Origin of the sequence: Pseudomonas sp. RIT-PI-a, assembly GCF_001187875.1 — a bacterium.
In the GTDB taxonomy this organism is placed as follows: domain Bacteria; phylum Pseudomonadota; class Gammaproteobacteria; order Pseudomonadales; family Pseudomonadaceae; genus Aquipseudomonas; species Aquipseudomonas coleopterorum.
Window position 1 is genome coordinate 1 of the sequence record NZ_LGIR01000035.1, and the last position, 20,733, is coordinate 20,733.

Sequence of the window (20,733 nt, forward strand, 5' to 3'; positions counted from 1 at the left end):
GCGCCGCTGCTACAGGGGTTTGCGCACGCCGCATGAGCCACCGCGTTCCCGAAGGCCCGCCGCGTCCGGCATACCACGGTCCCTGTAGCAGCGGCGCGAGCCGCGTCCGGGCACACCGCGTTTCCTCAGGCACACCGCTTCAAGATTGCTTCGGTGTCCCCAGGGCCTTGAGGACGAAGGCATATTCCAACGCCACATCGCGCAGCCCCTGATAACGACCGCTCATGCCGCCATGCCCGGCGCCCAGTTCGGTCTTGAGCAGCAGCAGGTTCTTGTCGGTCTTGCATGCCCGCAGGCGTGCCACCCACTTTGCGGCTTCCCAGTACTGCACGCGGCTGTCGTTGTACCCGGCGATCACCAGCAGGTGCGGATACGCCTGCGCGGTGACGTTCTCATAGGGCGCATACGCCTTGATCCGCGCATGCACCTCGGGCTCCTGCGGGTTGCCCCACTCGTCGTACTCGGTCACCGTCAACGGCAGGTCGGGGTCGAGCATGGTGTTGAGCACATCGACGAACGGCACCTCGGCCACCGCCGCCTGGAACAGCTCCGGCCGCTGGTTCAACACGGCGCCGATCAACAGCCCACCCGCGCTGCCACCGCTGATCACCAATTGCTCGGCGCGGGTCAAACCCTGCTCGATCACGTGTTCGGCACAGGCGATGAAATCGCTGAAGGTGTTGCCCTTGTGTTCCTGCTTGCCAGCGCGATACCACGCCTCACCCAGCTCGCCACCGCCGCGCACATGGGCGATGGCGAACGCGATGCCACGGTCCAGCAGGCTCAACCGTGCGTGGGAAAACCACGGGTCCAGGCTCTCGCCGTAGGCACCATAACCGTACAGGTACAGCGGCGTGGGCTGCCCGGCGAAGGCCTTCTTAACCACTAGGCTGATCGGCACCTGGGTGCCGTCCGCGGCGGTGGCCCAGAGCCGTTGGCTGACATAGTCGTCGGGATCGAACGCGCCCAGCACCGGGGTCTGCTTGAGCACTACCTGAGCGCCGTCGCGCAGGCTCAATTGGCGCACCTGCCCAGGCCGATTGAGCGCCTCGTAGCGCAAGCGGATCTGCTCGCTGGCGAACTCCAGGCTGTCGGAAACGTACAGACTGTATGCGGCATCGGGCAATTGCACCGGATACGGCGCCTGTCCCTGGGCATGCACTTCGATGATCGGCAGGCCGCGCGCCCGCAGGCTCAAGGTGAAGGCTGCGGCATTGAGGGTCACGCCTTCGAGCATCACCTCATCGCGGTGCGCGATCAGCGTTTGCCACTGCTCGCGGGTCGGTGCCACGCCGTGGTCGGCTGCCTGGTACAGGGCGAAATTGATGCCTTCCTGGTTGCTGCGGATGAACCAGGTCCAGGTACCGTCGAGCTGGCCGTGATCGGGGTAGTACTCGTGGTGCTCGACCCGTGGCGCCAGGCAGGCGAAGTCACTGTTGGGCTGCTCGGCATCCAGCACCCAGGCCTCGCTGGTGGTCTTGCTGTTGAGCAGCAGGATCAACTGGCGCTCGGAACTGGCGCGGTAGCAATGCAGGAAGAAACGCCCGTCGAGCTCCTCGAAGACCTGCTCGGCACCCTCGCTGCCCAAGGTGTGGCGGTGCAGCCGATAGGGGCGGTGGGTCTCGTCCAGTTCGCCGAAGAACAGCGTCTGGCTGTCGTTGGCCCAGGTCATGCTGCCGTCGCAGTCATCGAAAGGCAACTCGACCACGGCGCCGGTGGACAGCTCCTTGACGAACAGCCGGTAGACCTCGTCGCCGCTGGTGTCCAGGCTGTAGGCCAGACGCTGGTGGTCGGGGCTGACGTTGAACGCGCCCATGGACAGGAAGCCGCCGTCTGCCAGCACGTTGGGGTCCAGCAACAATTGCTCGGAGTGCTCGTCGACCTGGCTCGAGCCATCGGCCGGACGCGCGCAGCGATAATGGCGCGGGTACTCGTCACCCGCCGTGGTGCGGGTGTAGTACAACCAAGGGCCCCAAGGGGAGGCCAGGGACAGGTCGGTTTCGCGAATGCGCCCCTTTATCTCCTCGAACAACTGCTCGCGCAGCTCGGCCTGGTCGGCGAGTTGCGCTTCCTGCCAGGCATTCTCGGCCTTGAGGTGGTCGAGCACATCGGCGCGGTCGCGTACCTGCAGCCAAGCGTAGGGATCGGCGCCGGGAGCGACATGGGCGATAGGGGCGGCGGTTGGCTGGGACATGAGCGGCTCTCTTGGCGCAGGCGTTGACGGCACGTGCCGGTGGGCACGACAACAGGAGCGCCTGGCAGGCGAAAAGCCGTTATCATAAGCGCCTATTTGCCTGCCATGCCACGGACACCATGACCGAGAACGACTATTTCCTCGCCTGGGGTATCTACGCCTTCGCCGCCTTGGGCTGCATTCTGGTGTGGTTTCGCATCACCCGCTGGATGTGGCGCTACCTGCGCGAGCCACTTCGCCTGCTGGGCGTGGTGCTGTTGCTGACGCCCACGGTGGTCGACCCGGCCCGCGACCTGCTGGCCCCGGCCGTCGCCATCAGCACGCTGGAACTGCTGTTCAAGATGGGCGGCAGCGCCTGGGGCGCGATCTCCGATCTGACCATGGCGGCGGTGATCGCCCTTGGCGTGTACGTGATCTTCGCCCTGGTGCGCCTACCGTTCCTGCGCAAGGCCGAGGCGCGCCGTCGGGCGCAAGCCCAGGCCCAGGCGGACGCTGCCGCGCAACGCGATGACGATGACGATGGCGAAGCGCTCGCGCAGCGCGTCGACGATCGCGAACAGCGCCACGTCCCGCCACCGCGGGAAAACCTGCGTGTCGAACCGCGCATCTGAATCCACGCCCATCGTCTCGAGTACCGTGCATGTGTGAACTTCTGGGCATGAGTGCCAACGTACCGACCGATATCGTTTTCAGCTTCACCGGCCTGATGCAGCGCGGCGGCCGTACCGGGCCGCACCGCGACGGCTGGGGCATCGCCTTCTATGAAGGCCGCGGCCTGCGCCTGTTCCAGGACCCGACCGCCAGCAGTGAATCGGAAGTGGCGCAGTTGGTGCAGCGCTATCCGATCAAGAGCGAAGTGGTCATCGGCCACATCCGCCAGGCCAACGTCGGCAAGGTCTGCCTGGCCAATACCCACCCGTTCGTGCGTGAGCTGTGGGGGCGCAACTGGTGCTTCGCCCACAATGGCCAACTGGCCGGTTTCGACCCGCGTGCCGATTTCTACCGCCCGGTGGGCGACACCGACAGCGAAGCGGCCTTCTGCGATCTGCTCAACCGCGTGCGTGACGCCTTTCCCGAGCCAGTCGAGTTCGAGCGGCTGCTGCCCATCCTCGTACAGGCGTGCGAGCAGTACCGTGGGCAAGGCGTGTTCAACTGCCTGCTCAGCGACGGCGACTGGCTGTTCTGCTTCTGTTCGACCAAGCTGGTGCACATTACCCGGCGGGCACCTTTCGGCCCGGCGCGGCTCAAAGACGTGGACGTGATCGTGGATTTCCAGGCCGAAACCACGCCTGACGATGTGGTGACGGTGATCGCCACCGAGCCATTGACCGAGAACGAAACCTGGAACCGTTACGAGCCCGGCAACTGGGGCCTGTGGCGCCAGGGTGAATGCGTGGCCACCGGGCAGGCGCAACCTGCCTAGCCTGCCTGTTTGCCTGGAACGACCGACAAGAAGCACCGTGGCAATGCCACCCTAGACCGAGAGAATGTTCATGCTGCGAAGCTACCTGCGACTTGTGCTGTTTGCCGTCGGCTTGCTGGTGGGTGTGCAAGTGCCCGGCGTGATCAACGACTACGCCCAGCGGGTCGAGGCCCATCGCCTCGAGGCGCAGCAAAGCCTGCGCGGTTTCAGTGAGACCGCGCAGCGTTTCTTCAATGGTGACCTGCAGGCGCTGGTGGCGCATTACCGCGCCAGCGAGGATCCGGTGTTCCGTAGCGATGCCGCCAGCATTGGCGCGTTGCTGACCCGCAACCAGTTGTTGGAGCGTGAGTGGCAGGCGTTGCAGGGACCCTGGTATGAAAAAGCCTGGCATGTACTGGCCAAGGCCGATCCGCAACTGCGCCAGGAAACCCTCAACGGCTACAACTACCAGGTGCTGCTGGCGCCGGAAGCGATTGCCTGGGGCATCGCCTGCGCGCTGCTGCTGGCCTGGGTCGTGGAAAGCATCATCCTGTTCATCGGCTGGACCCTGTGGTTCGGCCGTCGCCGCGCCAAACCCGTGGCCGAACCCCTGGTACGTCGCGAACGCTAGACCGCGACCCTGCGCGCATCACCCGTCACTTGGCCAGATAGCGCATCCCGTCTTCCAACCCGCTCAGGGTCAGCGGGTACATGCGCTCTTCCACCAGCTCCCGAATCAGGTGTGTGGAGGCCGTGTAACCCCAGGTGTTCTGCGGATAGGGGTTGATCCAGATGAGTTTCCTGTAGGTCTGCACGAAACGCTGCAGCCACACCAACCCCGGTTCCTCGTTCCAGTGCTCGACACTGCCGCCCGGGTGAGTGATTTCATAGGGCGCCATGGCGGCATCGCCAATAAACACCACCTTGAAGTCGGCGCCGTATTTGTGCAGCAGGTCGTGGGTGCTGATGCGCTCGGCGTTGCGTCGATGGTTGTCCTTCCAGACCGTTTCGTAGACGCAGTTGTGAAAGTAGAAATACTCCAGGTGCTTGAACTCGGTGCGACAGGCTGAGAACAACTCCTCGCAGACCTTCACATGGGCGTCCATCGAACCGCCGATGTCGAACAGCAGCAACAGCTTGACGTTGTTGCGCCGCTCGGGGCGCAGCTGGATGTTGAGCAAGCCGCCATCGCGTGCGGTGTGGTCGATGGTGCCGTCGATGTCCAGCTCTTCGGCCGCACCCTGCCGGGCGAACTGGCGAAGTCGGCGCAGTGCCACCTTGATGTTGCGCGTGCCAAGCTCGACGCTGTCATCCAGGTTGCGGTATTCGCGCTGGTCCCACACCTTCACGGCTTTGCCCTGGCGTTCGCCGGCATCGCCCACGCGGATGCCCTCGGGGTTGTAGCCACCCGAACCGAACGGGCTGGTGCCACCGGTGCCGATCCACTTGCTGCCGCCGGCGTGCCGGCCTTTCTGCTCTTCCAGGCGCTGCTTGAAGGCTTCGATCAGCTTGTCCAGCCCGCCCAGGGACTGGATCTGCGCGCGCTCCTCGGCGCTCAGCGAGCGCTCGAACTCCTTGCGCAGCCATTCTTCCGGAATCAGCGCTTCAAGGTGTTGATCGAGGTTCTGCAGGCCATTGAAGTAGGCCGAAAACGCCCGGTCGAATTTGTCGAAGTGGCGTTCATCCTTGACCAGGATCGCCCGCGCCAGGAAGTAGAACTCGTCCATGTCGGCGAACGTCACCCGTTGCTCCAGGGCGTTGATCAGGTCAAGCAACTCGCGCACCGACACTGGCACCTTGGCCGCGCGCATTTCATTCAACAGGTTGAGCAGCATGGCGGACGCCCTCGCAGTCGGAAAGAGGCAATCAGCGGTTGCCGCGCCGGCTCATGAAGGCCAAGCGTTCGAGAAGCTGCACATCCTGTTCGTTCTTGACCAGGGCACCAGCCAGCGGCGGAATGGCCTTGGTCGGATCGCGTTCGCGCAGCACCGCTTCGCCAATGTTGTCGGCCATCAACAGCTTGAGCCAGTCGACCAGCTCGGAGGTGGAGGGCTTCTTTTTCAGGCCCGGCACCTTGCGCACATCGAAGAAGACGTCCAGGGCTTCGGCCACCAGGGTTTTCTTGATGTCGGGGTAGTGCACGTCGACGATGCGTTGCAGGGTCGTGCGGTCGGGAAAGGCGATGTAGTGGAAGAAGCAGCGACGCAGGAACGCGTCGGGCAGCTCTTTTTCGTTGTTGGAGGTAATGATGATGATCGGGCGATGGCGAGCCTTGATGGTTTCGTCGGTCTCGTAGACGTAGAAATCCATCTTGTCGAGTTCCTGCAGCAGGTCGTTGGGGAACTCGATGTCGGCCTTGTCGATTTCATCGATCAGCAGGATGACCCGTTCATCGGCTTCGAAGGCCTCCCACAGCTTGCCTTTCTTGAGGTAGTTGCGCACGTCGTGGACCTTGTCCACACCCAGCTGCGAATCGCGCAGACGGCTGACCGCGTCGTACTCGTACAGGCCCTGGTGGGCCTTGGTGGTGGACTTGATGTGCCAGGTGATCAGCCGCGCACCGAAGGACTCGGCCAACTGCTCGGCCAGCATGGTCTTGCCGGTCCCTGGCTCGCCCTTGACCAGCAGGGGCCGCTGCAGGGTGATCGCGGCATTGACCGCCAGCTTGAGGTCGTCGGTGGCAACGTAGGCGGGGGTGCCTTCGAACTTCATGGGGCTGTCCTCGGTGGTCAAATGTGGTGGTCGACTATATAGCGCGGTGAGGTGTTTGTGGTGGGTCAGATAGGGCCTCTTCGCGGGCAGAGACCCGCTCCCACAAGGGGCGGTGCAAACTCTGTGGGAGCGGGCTCTGCCCGCGAAGAGGCCAGTCCAACCACAGCATTTGCATCCGACCTTGTGTGAGCAGGCCTGCCCGCGAAGAGGCCAGTCCAGCCACAGCATTTGCATCCGACCTTGTGTGAGTAGACCTGCCACCTCATTCCTGCTTGGGCGGCGCCTGTTCATAGCGTGCGTTGAAAGCCTGCACGAAGCCGTTGCGCAGGATCTGCCAGAACGCCTGCAGCGGGCTGATGTCCTGGCGATGCACGTTACCGCTGAGTTCGACCCGGGTCGCGAACTGGTTCTGCGACTGGTTCTTGAGCACCGTCTCGGTCCCACCGACCACCGCCTCCCAGATCGAACGGAAGAAACCCTTGTCCTTGTTTTCCACGTCCTGCTGCCAGTTGAACACATCGACGTTGTGCAGCAACGGCTTGATGTAGCCACTCAGGCGGGCATTGTCGGCATCCGCCTCGATCACGATATCGCCAGTGCCGGCGTTGAAATCGAACTTGCCATAGGCACCGGAGAAGTCATTGAGCCGACGCAGCTCGATCCCGGTGGCGCGCAGCCGAAATTCGAAGTCTTCGAAGTTGCTGAACGGATCGAACGTGGCAGTGCTTTCCACCGGGGCCTGGCCGAACAGCTTGGCATGGCCTTCGAAACGCGCATCGCGCTTGCCTTCCAGGTCTTCCACATTGGTCAGGTTGTAGAGGCTGGCGTTGACCTGGTTGGCGCTGATGTTGACCTGGGGTTTGGACGAGAAATTGCGGAAGCTGATCTTGCCATCGTTGACCCGCACCTCGTTCAAGGTGATCGGCAGCAGCTTGTTCATCTGGTCGCGCCAGTCGGTGCCGGCACCGGTCTGGGTGGCCTGTTTGTTGGCGCCACCGTCGACGAAGTTAAGCTCCGGGCGCAGGAATTCCACCCGTGCTACCACCGCGTGGTCGTACCACAGGGCGTGCCAGCTCACGGCGATGTCGATCACCGGCGCATCGAGCAACGGTACCGGCACCTTGCCGCTGGTCTTGATGATCTGCAGGCCATTGATCTGATAGGCGCCGCGCCACCAGGCCAGGTCGACGTCGCTGACGCGGCCCTTGTATTCGCCCATGTCGGCGAGCTTGTCGTTGAGGTAGTCGCGCACCAGGTAGGGCAGGGCGATGTGCAGGGCGAGCACCAGTACAACCAGGCCGGTGAAGGTCCAGAGCGGCCAGCTGTAGCGACGTTTCATGGCAGAATCTCCCGAACGATGGTTAGCCATTGACTGTCCACAGTCTCATCCGTTCGCTGGACTCGCCCCCATCGCGGGCTTAACCTTGGATTTTTCCTGCTGCAGCACAAGGACCTTTTCGCCATGAGCCGCATTTACGCCGACAACGCCCACTCCATCGGCAACACGCCGCTGGTGCAGATCAACCGCATCGGCCCGCGCGGGGTGACCCTGCTGGCCAAGATCGAGGGCCGCAACCCCGGCTACTCGGTCAAGTGCCGCATCGGCGCGAACATGATCTGGGACGCGGAAAGCTCGGGCAAGCTCAAGCCGGGCATGACCATCGTCGAGCCCACCTCGGGCAATACCGGCATCGGCCTGGCTTTCGTGGCCGCCGCGCGCGGCTACAAGCTGATGCTGACGATGCCTGCGTCCATGAGCCTGGAGCGGCGCAAGGTGCTCAAGGCGCTGGGTGCCGAACTGGTCCTGACCGAGCCGGCCAAGGGCATGAAGGGTGCCATCGAAAAGGCGGGCGAGATCGTTGCCAGCAACCCCGAGCTGTATTTCATGCCGCAGCAGTTCGACAACCCGGCCAACCCGGCCATCCATGAGAAGACCACCGGCCCGGAAATCTGGAACGACACCGACGGCGCCGTCGATGTGCTGGTAGCCGGCGTGGGGACCGGCGGGACCATCACCGGCATCTCGCGCTACATCAAGCAGGTTCAGGGCAAGTCGATCCTCAGCGTTGCGGTCGAGCCGCTGACCTCGCCAATCATCACCCAGGCCATGGCCGGCCAGGACATCACTCCCGCGCCACACAAGATCCAGGGCATCGGCGCCGGGTTCATTCCGAAGAACCTCGACCTGTCACTGGTGGATCGTGTCGAGCTGGTCAGCGACGACGAAGCCAAGGCCATGGCACGGCGCTTGATGCAGGAGGAAGGCATTCTCTGCGGCATTTCCTGCGGCGCCGCCATGGCAGCCGCCGCCAAGCTGGCGGAGAAGCCGGAAATGCAAGGCAAGACCATCGTGGTCATCCTGCCCGATTCGGGTGAGCGCTACCTGTCGAGCATGCTCTTCAGCGACCTGTTCACCGAGACCGAACTGCAAGCCTGACGGCAGCGGCGTGCCTCACCGTAGGAGCGGTCCGCGGCCGCGAAGATCACGCCGCGATGCACCTGACCCACCGCGCGGATCTTTTCGCGGCCGATGACCGCTCCTGCGGGCCTGCACCGGCTGTATGCCGACCGCTGCCCCGCGCCTTTCATTTCCAGCCGAGCCCCCAGGGTTTATCATGGCGCACTGCCCATTCGAGGATCCGCTCCATGACCCTTTCCTTCGCCGCCAAGGCTGCCGTGCTGTTGCTGTTCATCGGCAGCACGCTCTACGTGCACCTGCGGGGCAAGGCGCGTCTGCCGGTGCTGCGCCAGTTCGTCAACCATTCCGCTCTGTTCGCGCCCTATAACGCCTTGATGTACCTGTTTTCCAGCGTGCCGTCCAAACCCTATCTGGACCGCAGCAAATTCCCCGAGCTGGATGTGCTCAAGGACAACTGGCAGGTCATCCGTGACGAAGCCATGCACCTGTTCGACGAGGGTTACATCCGCGCCGCCGAGAAGAACAACGACGCCGGCTTCGGTTCGTTCTTCAAGAAAGGCTGGAAGCGTTTCTACCTCAAGTGGTACGACAAATCCCTGCCATCGGCCAACGCGCTGTGCCCCCGCACCGTGGAGTTGGTCAACAGCATTCCCAACGTCAAGGGCGCCATGTTCGCGCTGCTGCCCGGCGGCAGCCATCTGAACCCACACCGCGACCCGTTCGCCGGCTCGCTGCGCTATCACCTGGGCCTGTCGACGCCCAACTCCGATGCCTGCCGCATTTTCGTCGACGGCCAGGAATACGCCTGGCGCGATGGCGACGATGTGATGTTCGACGAGACCTACGTGCATTGGGTCAAGAACGAAACCGAACACACTCGGGTCATCCTGTTCTGTGACATCGAGCGGCCGCTGAGCAATCGCTTCATGGCGAGCCTCAACAAGCGCGTCAGCGCGTTCCTGGGTCGCGCCACCGCGCCGCAGAACCTGGACGACGAGCGCGTCGGCGGCATCAACCAGGCCTACGCCTGGAGCAAGACCTTCAGCGATCGCTTCAGCGGCAAGGTCAAGCAGTTCAAGCGCGCCAACCCCAAAGCCTACCGCGTCCTGCGCCCGGTGCTGGCGGTGGTTGTGCTGACCGCGTTGGGGTACTGGTTGTTTGGTTGATCCCAAGGGCTCCCACACTACCCTGTGGGAGCGGGCTCTGCCCGCGAAAGGCACCCTGACATCCCGCATTCCACCCCCTGTCACACCTTGTCCAACCTCCCCACCTGAGGATGCATACGATTCGCTTTTACAACCGAATCGTAAGGAAGTTCCATGCATCCTCCACTTTCTTTGCGGCCCCTGGCCGTGATGATCGCCCTGACCACTGCCGGGGTGGCTCGAGCCGAGCCGATCGAGTTGACCGCCCCGACCGTCCTTGATGAGGTCGTGGTCACAGCGTCGGGATTCGAGCAAAGCGTGGAGGATGCACCGGCCTCCGTCACCATCATCACCGGCGACGAATTGCGCAAAAAATCCTACAACGACCTCGGTGATGCCGTACGCAACATCGAGGGTGTGATCGTCAACGGCAGCGCCAACGAGACCGACATCTCCATCCGCGGCATGCCACCGGACTACACCCTGATTCTGGTCGACGGCAAACGCCAGAGCAGCCGCGAAACCCGTGTCAACGGCAACCGCGGCTACGAGCAGAGCTTCGTGCCACCGGCCGAAGCCATCGAACGCATCGAAGTGGTCCGCGGCCCGATGTCTTCGCTGTACGGCTCGGACGCCATCGGCGGCGTGATCAACATCATCACTCGCAAGGTCTCTCCCCAGTGGGGCGGCTCGGTGTCCTACGATTACGCGGCGCGCCAGCACAGCGATCAGGGCAATGCTCGTCAGACCCAGTTCTACCTCAACGGTCCGCTGGTGGAGAAGTACCTGGGCGTGCAGGTCTGGGGCCGCTACCTTGACCGCCAGGCCGACGATGACGTGGAGGTCACCAACGGCTTCACCAAGGCCGACCACAAGGACCTCACCGCGCGCCTGGCCTTCACCCCCAACGAAGACCACGACATCCTTTTGGAAGGCGGCGCCACGCGCTTGAAGAACGGCGACGGCACCAGCGTCAACTGGGCCACCCGCGAGCAGGAAAACAACCGCGACCACTACTCGCTCTCTCACCAGGGGCGCTGGGGCTGGGCGACGTCGGACGTGTCCCTGGCCTATGAAAAAGCTAGCCGCGAGGGCAAGGCCGCAGCCAATCAGCCGGAAATCCTGGGGCGCAAACCGGTGGTGGAGAACACCGTGTTCGATGCCAAGCTGGTCATCCCCACCGCGTACAACATCACCACCACCGGCCTGCAATGGAACCGGGCGCAGTTGAACGACTGGAACCAGGGCCTGATGGACCGGCGCAACTACGAGTTCTCGGTGACCCAGAAAGCCCTGTTCGCCGAAAACGAATGGTCGGTGACCGACGATTTCGCCTTGACCACCGGCGCCCGCGTCGACGAGCACGAGCAATACGGCACCCACGTCAGCCCGCGTCTCTATGGCGTCTGGCGTGCCACACCGGACTGGACCTTCAAGGGCGGCGTGGCACGTGGCTTCAAGGCCCCGGAGATTCGCGCCGTGGTGCCCGGTTACGCCACCATCCGCCGCAACACCTACGTGAACCTGGGCAACCCGGACCTGAAACCGGAAACCAGCACCAACTACGAACTGTCGGCGCTGTGGTCCAACCGCAATAACCTGTCGGCCGGCGCCACCGTGTTCCACAACGTGTTCAAGGACAAACTGTCCACGGAAAACACGGCCCGCCGCTGGAACGGCTACATCGTCCAGGACCGCATCAACGTCGATGAAGCGACGATCACCGGTGCCGAGGTCAACGGCCGCTGGGACATCACTCGTGCCTTTGCCGTGAAGGGCAACTACACCTACACCGATTCGGAGCAGAAGAGCGGCAGCAACGCAGGCGCACCGCTGTCGCTGACACCCGAGCACAAGGCCAACGTCAGTGCCGACTGGACCCTGTCCGACCGCGCCCAGGCGTGGGCTTCGGTCAACTACTATGGCCAGGAATACGGCACCACCCTGAGTGGCGAACCGGCCCCGGCCTACACCACGGCCGACATCGGTGGCTCGTACGAGCTGACTCGCGACATCACCCTCAAGGCGGCGGTGTACAACCTGGCCGACAAACGTCTGGATGACGACACCTACGGCACGGTCAACTACGGTCGCACGTTCTGGATGGGCACCACGCTGCGCTTCTGACACGCCAAGGGTCTACCGGAAGGATCAGCCCGGCAGCCGCACCAGGGCCGCCAGCCCCGGTGTCCGGTTTTCCAGCACCAGCTCGCCGCCATGGGCCTGCACGCAGGCGCGGGCGATCGCCAGCCCCATGCCCAGGCCGCCACCGTGGCTGGGGTCGGCGCCGCCCTTGCCCAGCTGCACGAAGGGCTCGAACACCTGTTGCAGCCAGGCGGCGTCGATCCCCGGTCCGTGATCGCGAATCTCGATGCACAGCCCGCCTGACGCTTCCCGGTACAGGCGTACCTGCGCATCACCGCCATGGCGCAAGGCATTGTCGATCAGGTTGGTCAGCGCACGCTTGAGGGCCAGCGGTCGACAACGGCAGGCCACCAGCGGTGAGGCTTGCCAGTCGATAGGTGTACCCAGGGTCTGGTAGCGTCGAGCGAGATCGCTCAGCAAGTCACTCAGCGAAACCTCGACGGTGGCCTCCTGCACCGCATCGCCGCGCACGAAGTCCAGGGTTTCGCTGACCATGGCGCGCAACTCGTCGAGGCTGTCGAGCATGTCCTGGCGCAGCTCGGGGTCTTCGAGCAACTCCACCTGCAAACGCAGCTCGGTGATGGGCGTATTGAGGTCGTGGCTCAGCGCGGCCAGCATGCGCGTGCGGCCCTCGACATGGCGGGCGATACGCTCCTGCATCACATTGAACGCCAGGGTCAGTTCCTGTGCCTCGCGCGGGCCCGACAACGGCAGCGGGGCGATCCATTCGCCCCGGCTGACGCGCTCGGTGGCCAGGGCCAGACGTTTGACCGGCGCGACGACGCGGCGCATGAAAAAAATCACGATCAGCAGCACCGGGATGGTACTGACCGGCACGCTGTAGGCCAGCAGTCGGCCCCATTCATAGGCACCGGCAGGTGCCTGCTTGGCGTTGAGCTGGGTGCCGTCGGGCAGGCTCATCGAGCTGCGCAGGCGCAGGGCCTGCCAACCGGCGCGTTTGAACAGGTGCTCGCGGGCCGGCCCGCCGCTGCTGCGTTCCAGTTGCAGGATGATCGCCACGTCAGCGGGCAACCCCAGTCGCTGGCGCACAGCGGCAGCCAGCCTGCGTTCTTCGGTGTGCATGGCAAACGGCTTGACCTCAGCCGTGGAAGCGACCCAGAAGCGCGCGTCGGCAGTGCCCATGGCGTCGAGCAGGCGCCGGGCGTCGGCCGCCGGCAGATCGCGCGCCGCTTGATAGGCCGTGGCCAGACGCTCGACCACCAAGGTGCGTGACAGCGGGTGTACCAGCGATCCGGTGCGCTGCAGCAACAGCATCGCGATGAGGTTGGACGCCAGCAGCGCCAGCAGCAACAGCACACCCAATTGCCGGGTCATGGTCCGTGGCCAGGCCCGGCGCAGCCCCTTCATGCCGGGTACTGAACGACGTTCGCCGCCAGGCGGTAGCCACCACCCCACACGGTCTGCAACAGCATCGGCTGCAAGGCGCTGTCGGCCAGCTTGCGGCGCAGACGGCTGATCTGCCGATCAATGGCGCGATCGAACAGATCGCTGCCCGGCCGCGAGGTCAGCTCGATCAAGCGCTCACGACCCAGTACGGTATTGGGGTGCTCGAGAAACACTTCCAGCAAGCGGCCTTCCACGGTGCTCAGACGCACCTGGCTCTGGTCGGAACGGGTCAGCGTGTTGCAGCCGCTGCGAAAGCTCAGGTCGGCGAACTCGAAACGACGCAAGGGGGCGGGCAGCACTGACGTGGCTTCGCCGGGCGTGCCGCGCCTGCGCAGTACGCTGTGGATGCGCGCCACCAGTTCGCGCGGTTCGAACGGCTTGATCACGTAGTCGTCGGCACCGGCATCCAGCCCCTGGACACGGTCGGCGCAGGCGTCGCGTGCGGTCAGCAGAATCACCGCGGCCGCCGACTTGTGCGCCAGCGCGCGACACAGCTCGAATCCATCGCCATCGGGCAGCATGACGTCGAGAATCAGCACGTCGAACACGTCATGCTTGAGCAGCGCCCACATGCCCGCCGCGTCCTCGGTGGTGCGGACGTCGAAACCGAAACGGCGCAGGTAGATGGCCAGCGGCTCACGGATCTTGCGGTGGTCATCGACCACCAGCAGACGAGGAGGGGAAGGATTCATGATGGCTGCGTTCGCGGATGATTCTCATTCGGAACGCGATCTTACAGCAAGCTCGATAACCGTGCAGCAGCACCGGACGGGGGCGGCGGGCGCCGACCCCGTCCGGCCGGTGTCACGCCTGAGCGTTCTTGAACGCCAAGCGGAACCGGTGCAGCAACGGCTCGGTGTAGCCGCTGGGTTGCTCACAGCCCTGGAAGACCAGCGCACTGGCGGCCGTGAACGCCACCGAGTTCTGGAAGTCGGCCGCCATCGGGCGGTACGACGGATCCCCGGCATTCTGCTGATCCACCACGCGGGCCATGCGCTCCAGGGTTTCGACGATCTGCTCGCGGCTGACCACCCCGTGGGTCAGCCAGTTGGCCATGTGCTGGCTGGAGATGCGCAGGGTCGCGCGGTCTTCCATCAGCCCGACGTCGTGAATGTCCGGTACCTTGGAGCAACCGATGCCCTGTTCCACCCAGCGCACCACGTAGCCCAGCAAGCCCTGGGCATTGTTGTCCAGTTCCTGACGGATCTCCTCGGCGCTCCACTGTGCATTGGCCACCACCGGGATGGTCAACAGGTTGTCCAGCAGCGCATCGTGCTCGGCCTTGGCGTCGATCTGCTCCAACGTCTGCTGCACTTCGCTGACATTGACCTGGTGGTAATGCAGCGCATGCAAAGTGGCTGCGGTGGGCGAGGGGACCCAGGCAGTATTGGCACCGGCTTTGGGATGACCGATCTTCTGCACCAGCATGTCGGCCATCAGGTCGGGCATGGCCCACATGCCCTTGCCGATCTGCGCCTTGCCGCGCAGGCCGCAGGCCAGGCCGGTGAGCATGTTGTTGCGTTCGTACGCCGCAATCCAGGCGCTGCCTTTCATGTCGCCCTTGCGCATCATCGGGCCGGCCTGCATGGCGCTGTGGATCTCATCGCCGGTGCGGTCGAGGAAGCCGGTGTTGATGAACGCCACGCGGGTCGATGCAGCGCCGATACAGGCCGCCAGGTTCACCGAAGTGCGGCGTTCCTCGTCCATGATGCCGATCTTCAGGGTATTGCGCGAAAGGTTGAGCAGGTCCTCGATGGCGGCGAACAACTTGTCCGCGAAGGCCACCTCGGCCGGGCCATGCATCTTCGGCTTGACGATGTACAGGCTGCCCGTGCGGGAGTTGCTTCGACGTTCCAGGTCATACAGCCCGATCAGGCTGGTGATTACGCCGTCGAGAATGCCCTCGGGGATCTCCCGGCCTTCATCGTCGAGGATCGCCGGATTGGTCATCAGGTGGCCGACGTTGCGGATCAACAGCAGCGAACGGCCATGCAGGGTCAACTCGCCGCTTGTTGGCGTGTGGTACTGGCGATCCGGATTGAGGCGGCGGGTGATGCGCTGGCCGCCTTTCTCCAATTCCTCGGTGAGATCGCCACGCATCAGGCCCAGCCAGTTGCGGTAGATCGCCACCTTGTCACTGGCATCCACCGCCGCTACCGAGTCTTCGCAGTCGATGATAGTCGACAGGGCCGCCTCGAGCAGCAGGTCCTTCACACCCGCTGCATCGGTACGCCCAATGGGCGAGGTGGGGTCGATCTGAATCTCGATGTGCAGGCCGTGGTGTTTGAGCAACACGGCAACCGGCTGCTGGGCGTCGCCCTGGAAGCCGACGAATTGGCTCGGATCGGCCAGCCCGGTCACGCTGCCATCGGCCAGGCTCACCTGCAACTGACCTGCTTCGATGCGATAGCCGTTGGCGTCGCGGTGCGAACCCTTGGCCAGCGGAGTGCTCTGGTCGAGCAGGTCGCGGGCGAAGGCGATCACGCGGTCGCCGCGAACCTGATTGTAGCCCTGGCCCTTGGCCGCGCCGTCGCTTTCCGGAATGGCGTCGGTGCCATACAGCGCGTCGTACAAGGAGCCCCAGCGGGCATTGGCGGCGTTCAGAGCGTAGCGAGCATTGGTCGACGGCACCACCAACTGCGGACCGGCCACCAGGGCGATTTCGTCATCGACATCGCGGGTGCTGATTTCCACGCGGTCGGGCTGGGGCACCAGGTAGCCGATGGTGTGCAGGAAGCTGCGGTAGGCGGCCGGATCCTGAATCGGTCCGGGGTGCGCACGGTGCCACTTGTCCAGTTCGGTCTGCAAGCGGTCGCGTTCGGCCAGCAACAAGCGGTTCTGCGGTGCAAACTCGTGAACCAGAGCGTCGAAACCGGTCCAGAACGCTTCGGATTCCAACCCGCTGCCAGGTAGCACTTCGTTCTCGATGAAATCGTACAGGGTGGCGTCGACTTGCAGACGCTGGGCTCTCATGCGGTGCTTCATTGCGGTCTCCTTGGATACGGGGAAGGAATTCAGGCCAGGGCGGCAGCGCCGGCCTTGGCGATCTGGGCATCTTCAGCGGGCTTGACCCCGGAAACGCCGACCGCGCCGATGACCTGGCCTTCGTGGATCAGCGGCACGGCGCCTTCCAGACACGTCATCAGATTACCGGACAGGAACGCGGTCCGCCCGTTGTTGACCATCTCTTCGAACACCACCGATTCCTTGCGCCCCAACGCCGAAGTGCGTGCCTTGCCCGGTGCGATGTAGGCCGTGCTGGCGGCGGCGCCGTCCAGCCGTTCGAACGCCAGCAGGTGACCGCCGTCGTCGACCACGGCAATGCCCACCGCCCAGTTGTTCTTCTGCGCTTCGGCGCGGGCAGCGGCGAGGATGCGGGTGACGTCTTCCTGGCCAAGAATCGCTTTGCTTTGCATGTGCTTCTCCAGTGCTGTTGTCGAGGGGTTCAAATAGCAATGTGTCAAAGGTGGGTGTCAATCGGCCATGGCCTGTTCCACCAGTTCGATCCAGTGCCGCACCGGGGTGCGTGCGGCACCGTCCAGATGGTTCTGGCAACCGATGTTGGCGGTGGCGATCACTTGCGGCGCACCGCTTTCCAAGGCGTTCAGGCGGTTGTCGCGTAGTTGCCGCGACAACACCGGCTGGGTCACCGAATAGGTGCCGGCCGAACCGCAGCACAGGTGGCCGTCCGGCACATCGGTCAAATGAAAGCCCAAGCGTCGCAATAGCTGTTCGGTCACGCCACCCAGCTTCTGCGCGTGCTGCAAGGTGCATGGGCAGTGGAAGGCCATGCGCAGGTCGGTGTGGACGGCCAATTGCTCCACCGGCTCGTCGCGCAACACCTCGACCAGGTCCTTGGCCAGCCGGCTGACTGTCTGGGCCTTGGTCGCGTAGGCCGGATCCTGTTCCAGCAGGTGCCCGTAATCCTTGATGAAAGCGCCGCAGCCGCTGGCAGTCTGCACGATGGCTTCGGCGCCTGCTTCGATGGCCGGCCACCAGGCGTCGATGTTGTGCCGCGCTCGCTGCAGGCCGCGCGCTTGATCATCCAGGTGGTAGTCCACCGCACCGCAGCAGCCGGCCTGACGAACCGCCGTGACGCTGATGCCCAGCCGGTCCAGCACGCGCGCGGCGGCGGCATTGGTATTGGGCGACAGCCCCGGCTGTACGCAACCTTCGAGCATCAGCACGCGACGTGCGTGTTGCGTGGCAGGGCGGGCCACGGCCGCGTGGACCTGACGCGGCAGCTTGTCCTTGAGGCGTTGCGGTAGCAATGGGCGAAAGGTCTGGCCCAGCTGGATCAACGCCTTGAATGCGCTCGGGTGGGGGGCCAGTGCACGCAGACCGCCGCGCAGCCAGCGTTGTTCCACAGGCCGCGGCACCGCCTGGTCCACCACTGCGCGACCGATGTCCAGCAGGTTGTGGTAGTCCACACCCGAGGGGCAGGTGGATTCGCAGTTGCGGCAGCTCAGGCAGCGATCCAGATGCTGCTGCGTGTGCGCCGTCACCTCGTGGCCTTCGAGCACTTGCTTGATCAGGTAGATGCGTCCGCGCGGCCCGTCCAGCTCGTCACCCAGCAATTGATAGGTGGGGCAGGTTGCATTGCAGAAGCCACAGTGCACGCAACTGCGCAGAATGCGTTCGGCTTCCTCGGCGCGTGGCAGCAAACGGGCCTGATCACTCAGTTGGGTCTGCATGGTTCAGGACTCCTGTTTCACAGCTGCGCGTAGAGGCGGCCGGGGTTGAAGATGCCTTGCGGGTCCAGCTGCGTCTTGAGCTGGCGGTGATAGCGCAGCAGCAAGTCGGGCAGGGGCTGGAACGGTTCGGGGGTGGTCCCTGCGGTATAGCAGGTGACATGCCCTCCGACCGCCTCGACCACTTGCCGGATCGACGCGGCGCTGGCGCTGGATTTCAGCCAGCGCTGAGCGCCGCCCCAGTCGATCAATTGCTCGCCGGGCAGGTCGAGGATGCCGGTATTGTTGGGCAACGACAGGCGCCAGAGCGCTTCGGGCTGGGCGAAGAAGGGCAGGCGATGCTCGTTCAGGTCATCCCAGAACGCCGAGTCGATGGGCTCGCCGCCGATGCGTTCATGGGCAGCAGCCACCGATCCCTCGCCGCCTTCCAGGCGCAGGTAAAGCGCCTCATCGCTGTGGCACGCGGCACTGATCGGCATCGGCTGCTGACCCCACTCGGCGAGCTTGAGCAAGGCGCGCTCCGCATTGCAGTCCAACTTGATGCTGAAACAGGCGCGCGGCTTGGGCAGCACTTTGAGCGACACTTCAGTCAGCACACCCAGGGTGCCGAAACTGCCGGTCAACAGTCGCGACAGGTCATAACCGGCGACGTTCTTCATCACCTCACCGCCAAAACGCAAGTGCTTGCCCTGCCCGGTGATCACCCGCGTGCCCAGCACGTAGTCGCGGGCCGAACCGGCCCAGGGCCGTCGCGGCCCGGACAGTCCCGCGGCGACCGTGCCGCCCAGGGTGGCCTGCTCGCCATAGGCCGGTGGCTCGAACGGCAGCATCTGTCCCGCCTGCTCGACGGCGGCCCGCAGGGTCTGCAAAGGCGTACCGGCACGCGCGGTGATCACCAGCTCCGTGGGGTCGTAGCTGACGATGCCGCAATGCACTCGGGTATCGAGCCGCTCACCGGCACCGATGCGGCCCAGGAAGGCCTTGCTGTCACTGCCCTGAATGCACAGCGGACGGTCATCGGCCAGGGCCTGTCGCACCTGATCCAGCAGCTGCTCGCTGGCGTCGAAATCGCGGTCGGCCATCAGAAGCGCTCCAGCTCGGGGAATGGCAGTTGCCCATGGTGGATATGCATGGCGCCGAATTCGGCGCAGCGCTGCAGGGTCGGAATGTTCTTGCCGGGGTTGAGCAGGCGATCGGGGTCGAACGCGGCTTTCACGGCATGGAACAGGGTGAGCTCGTCACTGTTGAACTGCGCACACATCTGGTTGATCTTCTCGCGGCCCACGCCGTGTTCGCCGGTGATACTGCCACCCACCGCCACGCACAGTTCCAGGATCTTCCCACCCAGGGCCTCGGCGCGTTCGAGTTCGCCCGGCTGGTTGGCATCGAACAGGATCAGCGGATGCATGTTGCCGTCCCCGGCATGAAATACGTTGGCCACGCGCAGATCGTACTGCTCGGACAGTTCGGTGATGCCCTTGAGCACGCCCGGCAGGGCGCGGCGCGGTATGGTGCCGTCCATGCAGTAGTAATCGGGCGAGAGCCGACCGACCGCCGGGAACGCGTTCTTGCGGCCGGCCCAGAAGCGCAGGCGCTCAGCTTCGTCCCGGGCCTGGCGTACCTCGGTCGCACCGGCCTCGGTCAACACCTGGTAGACGCGCTGGCAATCGTCGTGCACATCGGCTTCCACGCCATCGAGTTCGCACAGCAGAATCGCCTCGGCGTCCACCGGGTAGCCCGCATGAATGAAGTCCTCGGCGGCGCGAATGGCCAGGTTGTCCATCATTTCCAGACCACCGGGAATGATCCCTGCCGCGATGATATCGGCGACCGCCGCGCCGGCTTTTTCCACCGAGTCGAAACTGGCCAGCAACACCTTGGCCACCTGCGGCTTGGGCAACAGCTTGACGGTAACCTCGGTGATGATGCCCAGCATGCCCTCCGAGCCGGTGAACAGGGCCAGCAGGTCGAAGCCAGGCGAGTCGAGCGCATCGCTGCCCAAGGTCAGGCGCTCACCCTCGATGGTGAGCATCTGCACCTTGAGCAGGTTGTGCACGGTCAAACCGTATTTGAGGCAGTGCACACCGCCAGCGTTTTCCGCGACGTTGCCGCCGATCGAACAGGCGATCTGTGACGAAGGATCCGGGGCGTAGTACAGACCATACGGTGCCGCCGCCTGGGAGATCGCCAGGTTGCGCACACCCGGCTGCACCCGTGCCGAACGCGCGACCGGATCGATGTCGAGAATCTGCTTGAAGCGCGCCATGACCAGCAGCACACCTTGTTCAAGCGGCAACGCCCCCCCGGACAGCCCGGTGCCTGCACCGCGTGCAACCACCGGTACCTTTCGCTCGTGACACAGCTTGAGCAACACCTCCACCTGTTCGAGCCGCTCGGGCAATACCACCAGCAGCGGTACGCTGCGATAGGCGCTCAGGCCGTCGCACTCGTAGGGGCGCAGGTCTTCGGCACGGTGCAGCACGGTCAGGTCGGGGAGTTGTGCGTGCAATGCCTGCACCAGAGCGGTTTTGTCCACCTTGGGCAGGACGCCGTCGATGCGTTCGTCGTAGAGGATGTTCATGGGCGTAGGTCACCGGCTTGTCGTTCTTATGCGCTCA

At 64.3% G+C, this 20,733-nt stretch carries 17 protein-coding genes; 6 read left to right on the plus strand and 11 right to left on the minus strand.

Annotation, left to right across the window (positions count from 1 at the left end; all coding sequences use genetic code 11):
* Nucleotides 1–139: 139 nt before the first annotated feature.
* The gene (locus AC788_RS20865) at nucleotides 140–2,194 is read right to left on the minus strand and encodes a S9 family peptidase (RefSeq protein ID WP_049862469.1); all 2,055 of its coding nucleotides are present in this window, start codon (nucleotides 2,192–2,194) and stop codon (nucleotides 140–142) included.
* Nucleotides 2,195–2,313: 119 nt separating this feature from the next.
* Here AC788_RS20865 and AC788_RS20870 point away from each other — a divergent pair, with 119 nt between their 5' ends.
* From AC788_RS20870 to AC788_RS20880, 3 genes are all read left to right on the plus strand, one after another.
* Complete coding sequence (locus AC788_RS20870; protein WP_049862507.1) at nucleotides 2,314–2,805, plus strand: hypothetical protein; 492 nt, start codon at nucleotides 2,314–2,316, stop codon at nucleotides 2,803–2,805.
* Between the two features lie 29 nt (nucleotides 2,806–2,834).
* The gene (locus AC788_RS20875) at nucleotides 2,835–3,617 is read left to right on the plus strand and encodes a class II glutamine amidotransferase (protein ID WP_049862470.1); all 783 of its coding nucleotides are present in this window, start codon (nucleotides 2,835–2,837) and stop codon (nucleotides 3,615–3,617) included.
* 70 nt (nucleotides 3,618–3,687) lie between these two features.
* A complete protein-coding gene (locus tag AC788_RS20880) occupies nucleotides 3,688–4,227 on the plus strand; it encodes a DUF2937 family protein (RefSeq protein ID WP_049862508.1) in 540 nt (179 codons plus the stop codon).
* 25 nt (nucleotides 4,228–4,252) lie between these two features.
* Here the strand turns inward: AC788_RS20880 and AC788_RS20885 are convergent, their stop codons facing one another.
* The 3 genes from AC788_RS20885 to AC788_RS20895 all read right to left on the minus strand — a co-directional run bounded on the left by AC788_RS20885 (nucleotide 4,253) and on the right by AC788_RS20895 (nucleotide 7,647).
* The gene (locus AC788_RS20885) at nucleotides 4,253–5,431 is read right to left on the minus strand and encodes a vWA domain-containing protein (RefSeq protein WP_049862471.1); all 1,179 of its coding nucleotides are present in this window, start codon (nucleotides 5,429–5,431) and stop codon (nucleotides 4,253–4,255) included.
* Nucleotides 5,432–5,462: 31 nt separating this feature from the next.
* Complete coding sequence (locus AC788_RS20890) at nucleotides 5,463–6,308, minus strand: AAA family ATPase (RefSeq protein ID WP_049862472.1); 846 nt, start codon at nucleotides 6,306–6,308, stop codon at nucleotides 5,463–5,465.
* A 262-nt stretch (nucleotides 6,309–6,570) separates the two neighbouring features.
* Nucleotides 6,571–7,647, minus strand: coding sequence for a DUF748 domain-containing protein (locus tag AC788_RS20895; RefSeq protein WP_049862473.1), 1,077 nt, complete (start codon nucleotides 7,645–7,647; stop codon nucleotides 6,571–6,573).
* 123 nt (nucleotides 7,648–7,770) lie between these two features.
* Between AC788_RS20895 and cysK the strand changes: the two genes are divergently transcribed.
* The 3 genes from cysK to AC788_RS20910 all read left to right on the plus strand — a co-directional run bounded on the left by cysK (nucleotide 7,771) and on the right by AC788_RS20910 (nucleotide 11,999).
* Nucleotides 7,771–8,745, plus strand: a complete 975-nt coding sequence (gene cysK / locus AC788_RS20900; protein WP_049862474.1) for a cysteine synthase A — start codon at nucleotides 7,771–7,773, stop codon at nucleotides 8,743–8,745.
* 209 nt (nucleotides 8,746–8,954) lie between these two features.
* Nucleotides 8,955–9,893, plus strand: a complete 939-nt coding sequence (locus AC788_RS20905) for an aspartyl/asparaginyl beta-hydroxylase domain-containing protein (RefSeq protein ID WP_049862475.1) — start codon at nucleotides 8,955–8,957, stop codon at nucleotides 9,891–9,893.
* 153 nt (nucleotides 9,894–10,046) lie between these two features.
* Entirely contained in the window at nucleotides 10,047–11,999 is a 1,953-nt protein-coding gene (locus AC788_RS20910) for a TonB-dependent receptor domain-containing protein (RefSeq protein WP_049862476.1), read from the plus strand.
* A 24-nt stretch (nucleotides 12,000–12,023) separates the two neighbouring features.
* Here the strand turns inward: AC788_RS20910 and AC788_RS20915 are convergent, their stop codons facing one another.
* The 7 genes from AC788_RS20915 to glcD form a co-directional block, all read right to left on the minus strand.
* On the minus strand, nucleotides 12,024–13,352 hold the full coding sequence (locus AC788_RS20915; RefSeq protein ID WP_049862477.1) for an ATP-binding protein: 1,329 nt from the start codon (nucleotides 13,350–13,352) through the stop codon (nucleotides 12,024–12,026).
* Nucleotides 13,353–13,381: 29 nt separating this feature from the next.
* Nucleotides 13,382–14,116, minus strand: a complete 735-nt coding sequence (locus tag AC788_RS20920; RefSeq protein WP_049862478.1) for a response regulator transcription factor — start codon at nucleotides 14,114–14,116, stop codon at nucleotides 13,382–13,384.
* 112 nt (nucleotides 14,117–14,228) lie between these two features.
* On the minus strand, nucleotides 14,229–16,409 hold the full coding sequence (locus AC788_RS20925) for a malate synthase G (RefSeq protein WP_049862479.1): 2,181 nt from the start codon (nucleotides 16,407–16,409) through the stop codon (nucleotides 14,229–14,231).
* A 29-nt stretch (nucleotides 16,410–16,438) separates the two neighbouring features.
* Nucleotides 16,439–16,840 carry a heme-binding protein gene (locus AC788_RS20930; protein ID WP_049862480.1) on the minus strand — a complete coding sequence of 134 codons (402 nt, stop codon included), beginning with the start codon at nucleotides 16,838–16,840 and terminating at the stop codon, nucleotides 16,439–16,441.
* A 57-nt stretch (nucleotides 16,841–16,897) separates the two neighbouring features.
* Entirely contained in the window at nucleotides 16,898–18,118 is a 1,221-nt protein-coding gene (glcF, locus tag AC788_RS20935; protein ID WP_049862481.1) for a glycolate oxidase subunit GlcF, read from the minus strand.
* A gap of 17 nt (nucleotides 18,119–18,135) precedes the next feature.
* The gene (glcE, locus tag AC788_RS20940; RefSeq protein ID WP_049862482.1) at nucleotides 18,136–19,197 is read right to left on the minus strand and encodes a glycolate oxidase subunit GlcE; all 1,062 of its coding nucleotides are present in this window, start codon (nucleotides 19,195–19,197) and stop codon (nucleotides 18,136–18,138) included.
* A complete protein-coding gene (glcD, locus tag AC788_RS20945) occupies nucleotides 19,197–20,696 on the minus strand; it encodes a glycolate oxidase subunit GlcD (protein WP_049862483.1) in 1,500 nt (499 codons plus the stop codon). Before glcD ends, glcE begins: the two co-directional genes overlap by 1 nt.
* Nucleotides 20,697–20,733 lie beyond the last annotated feature (37 nt).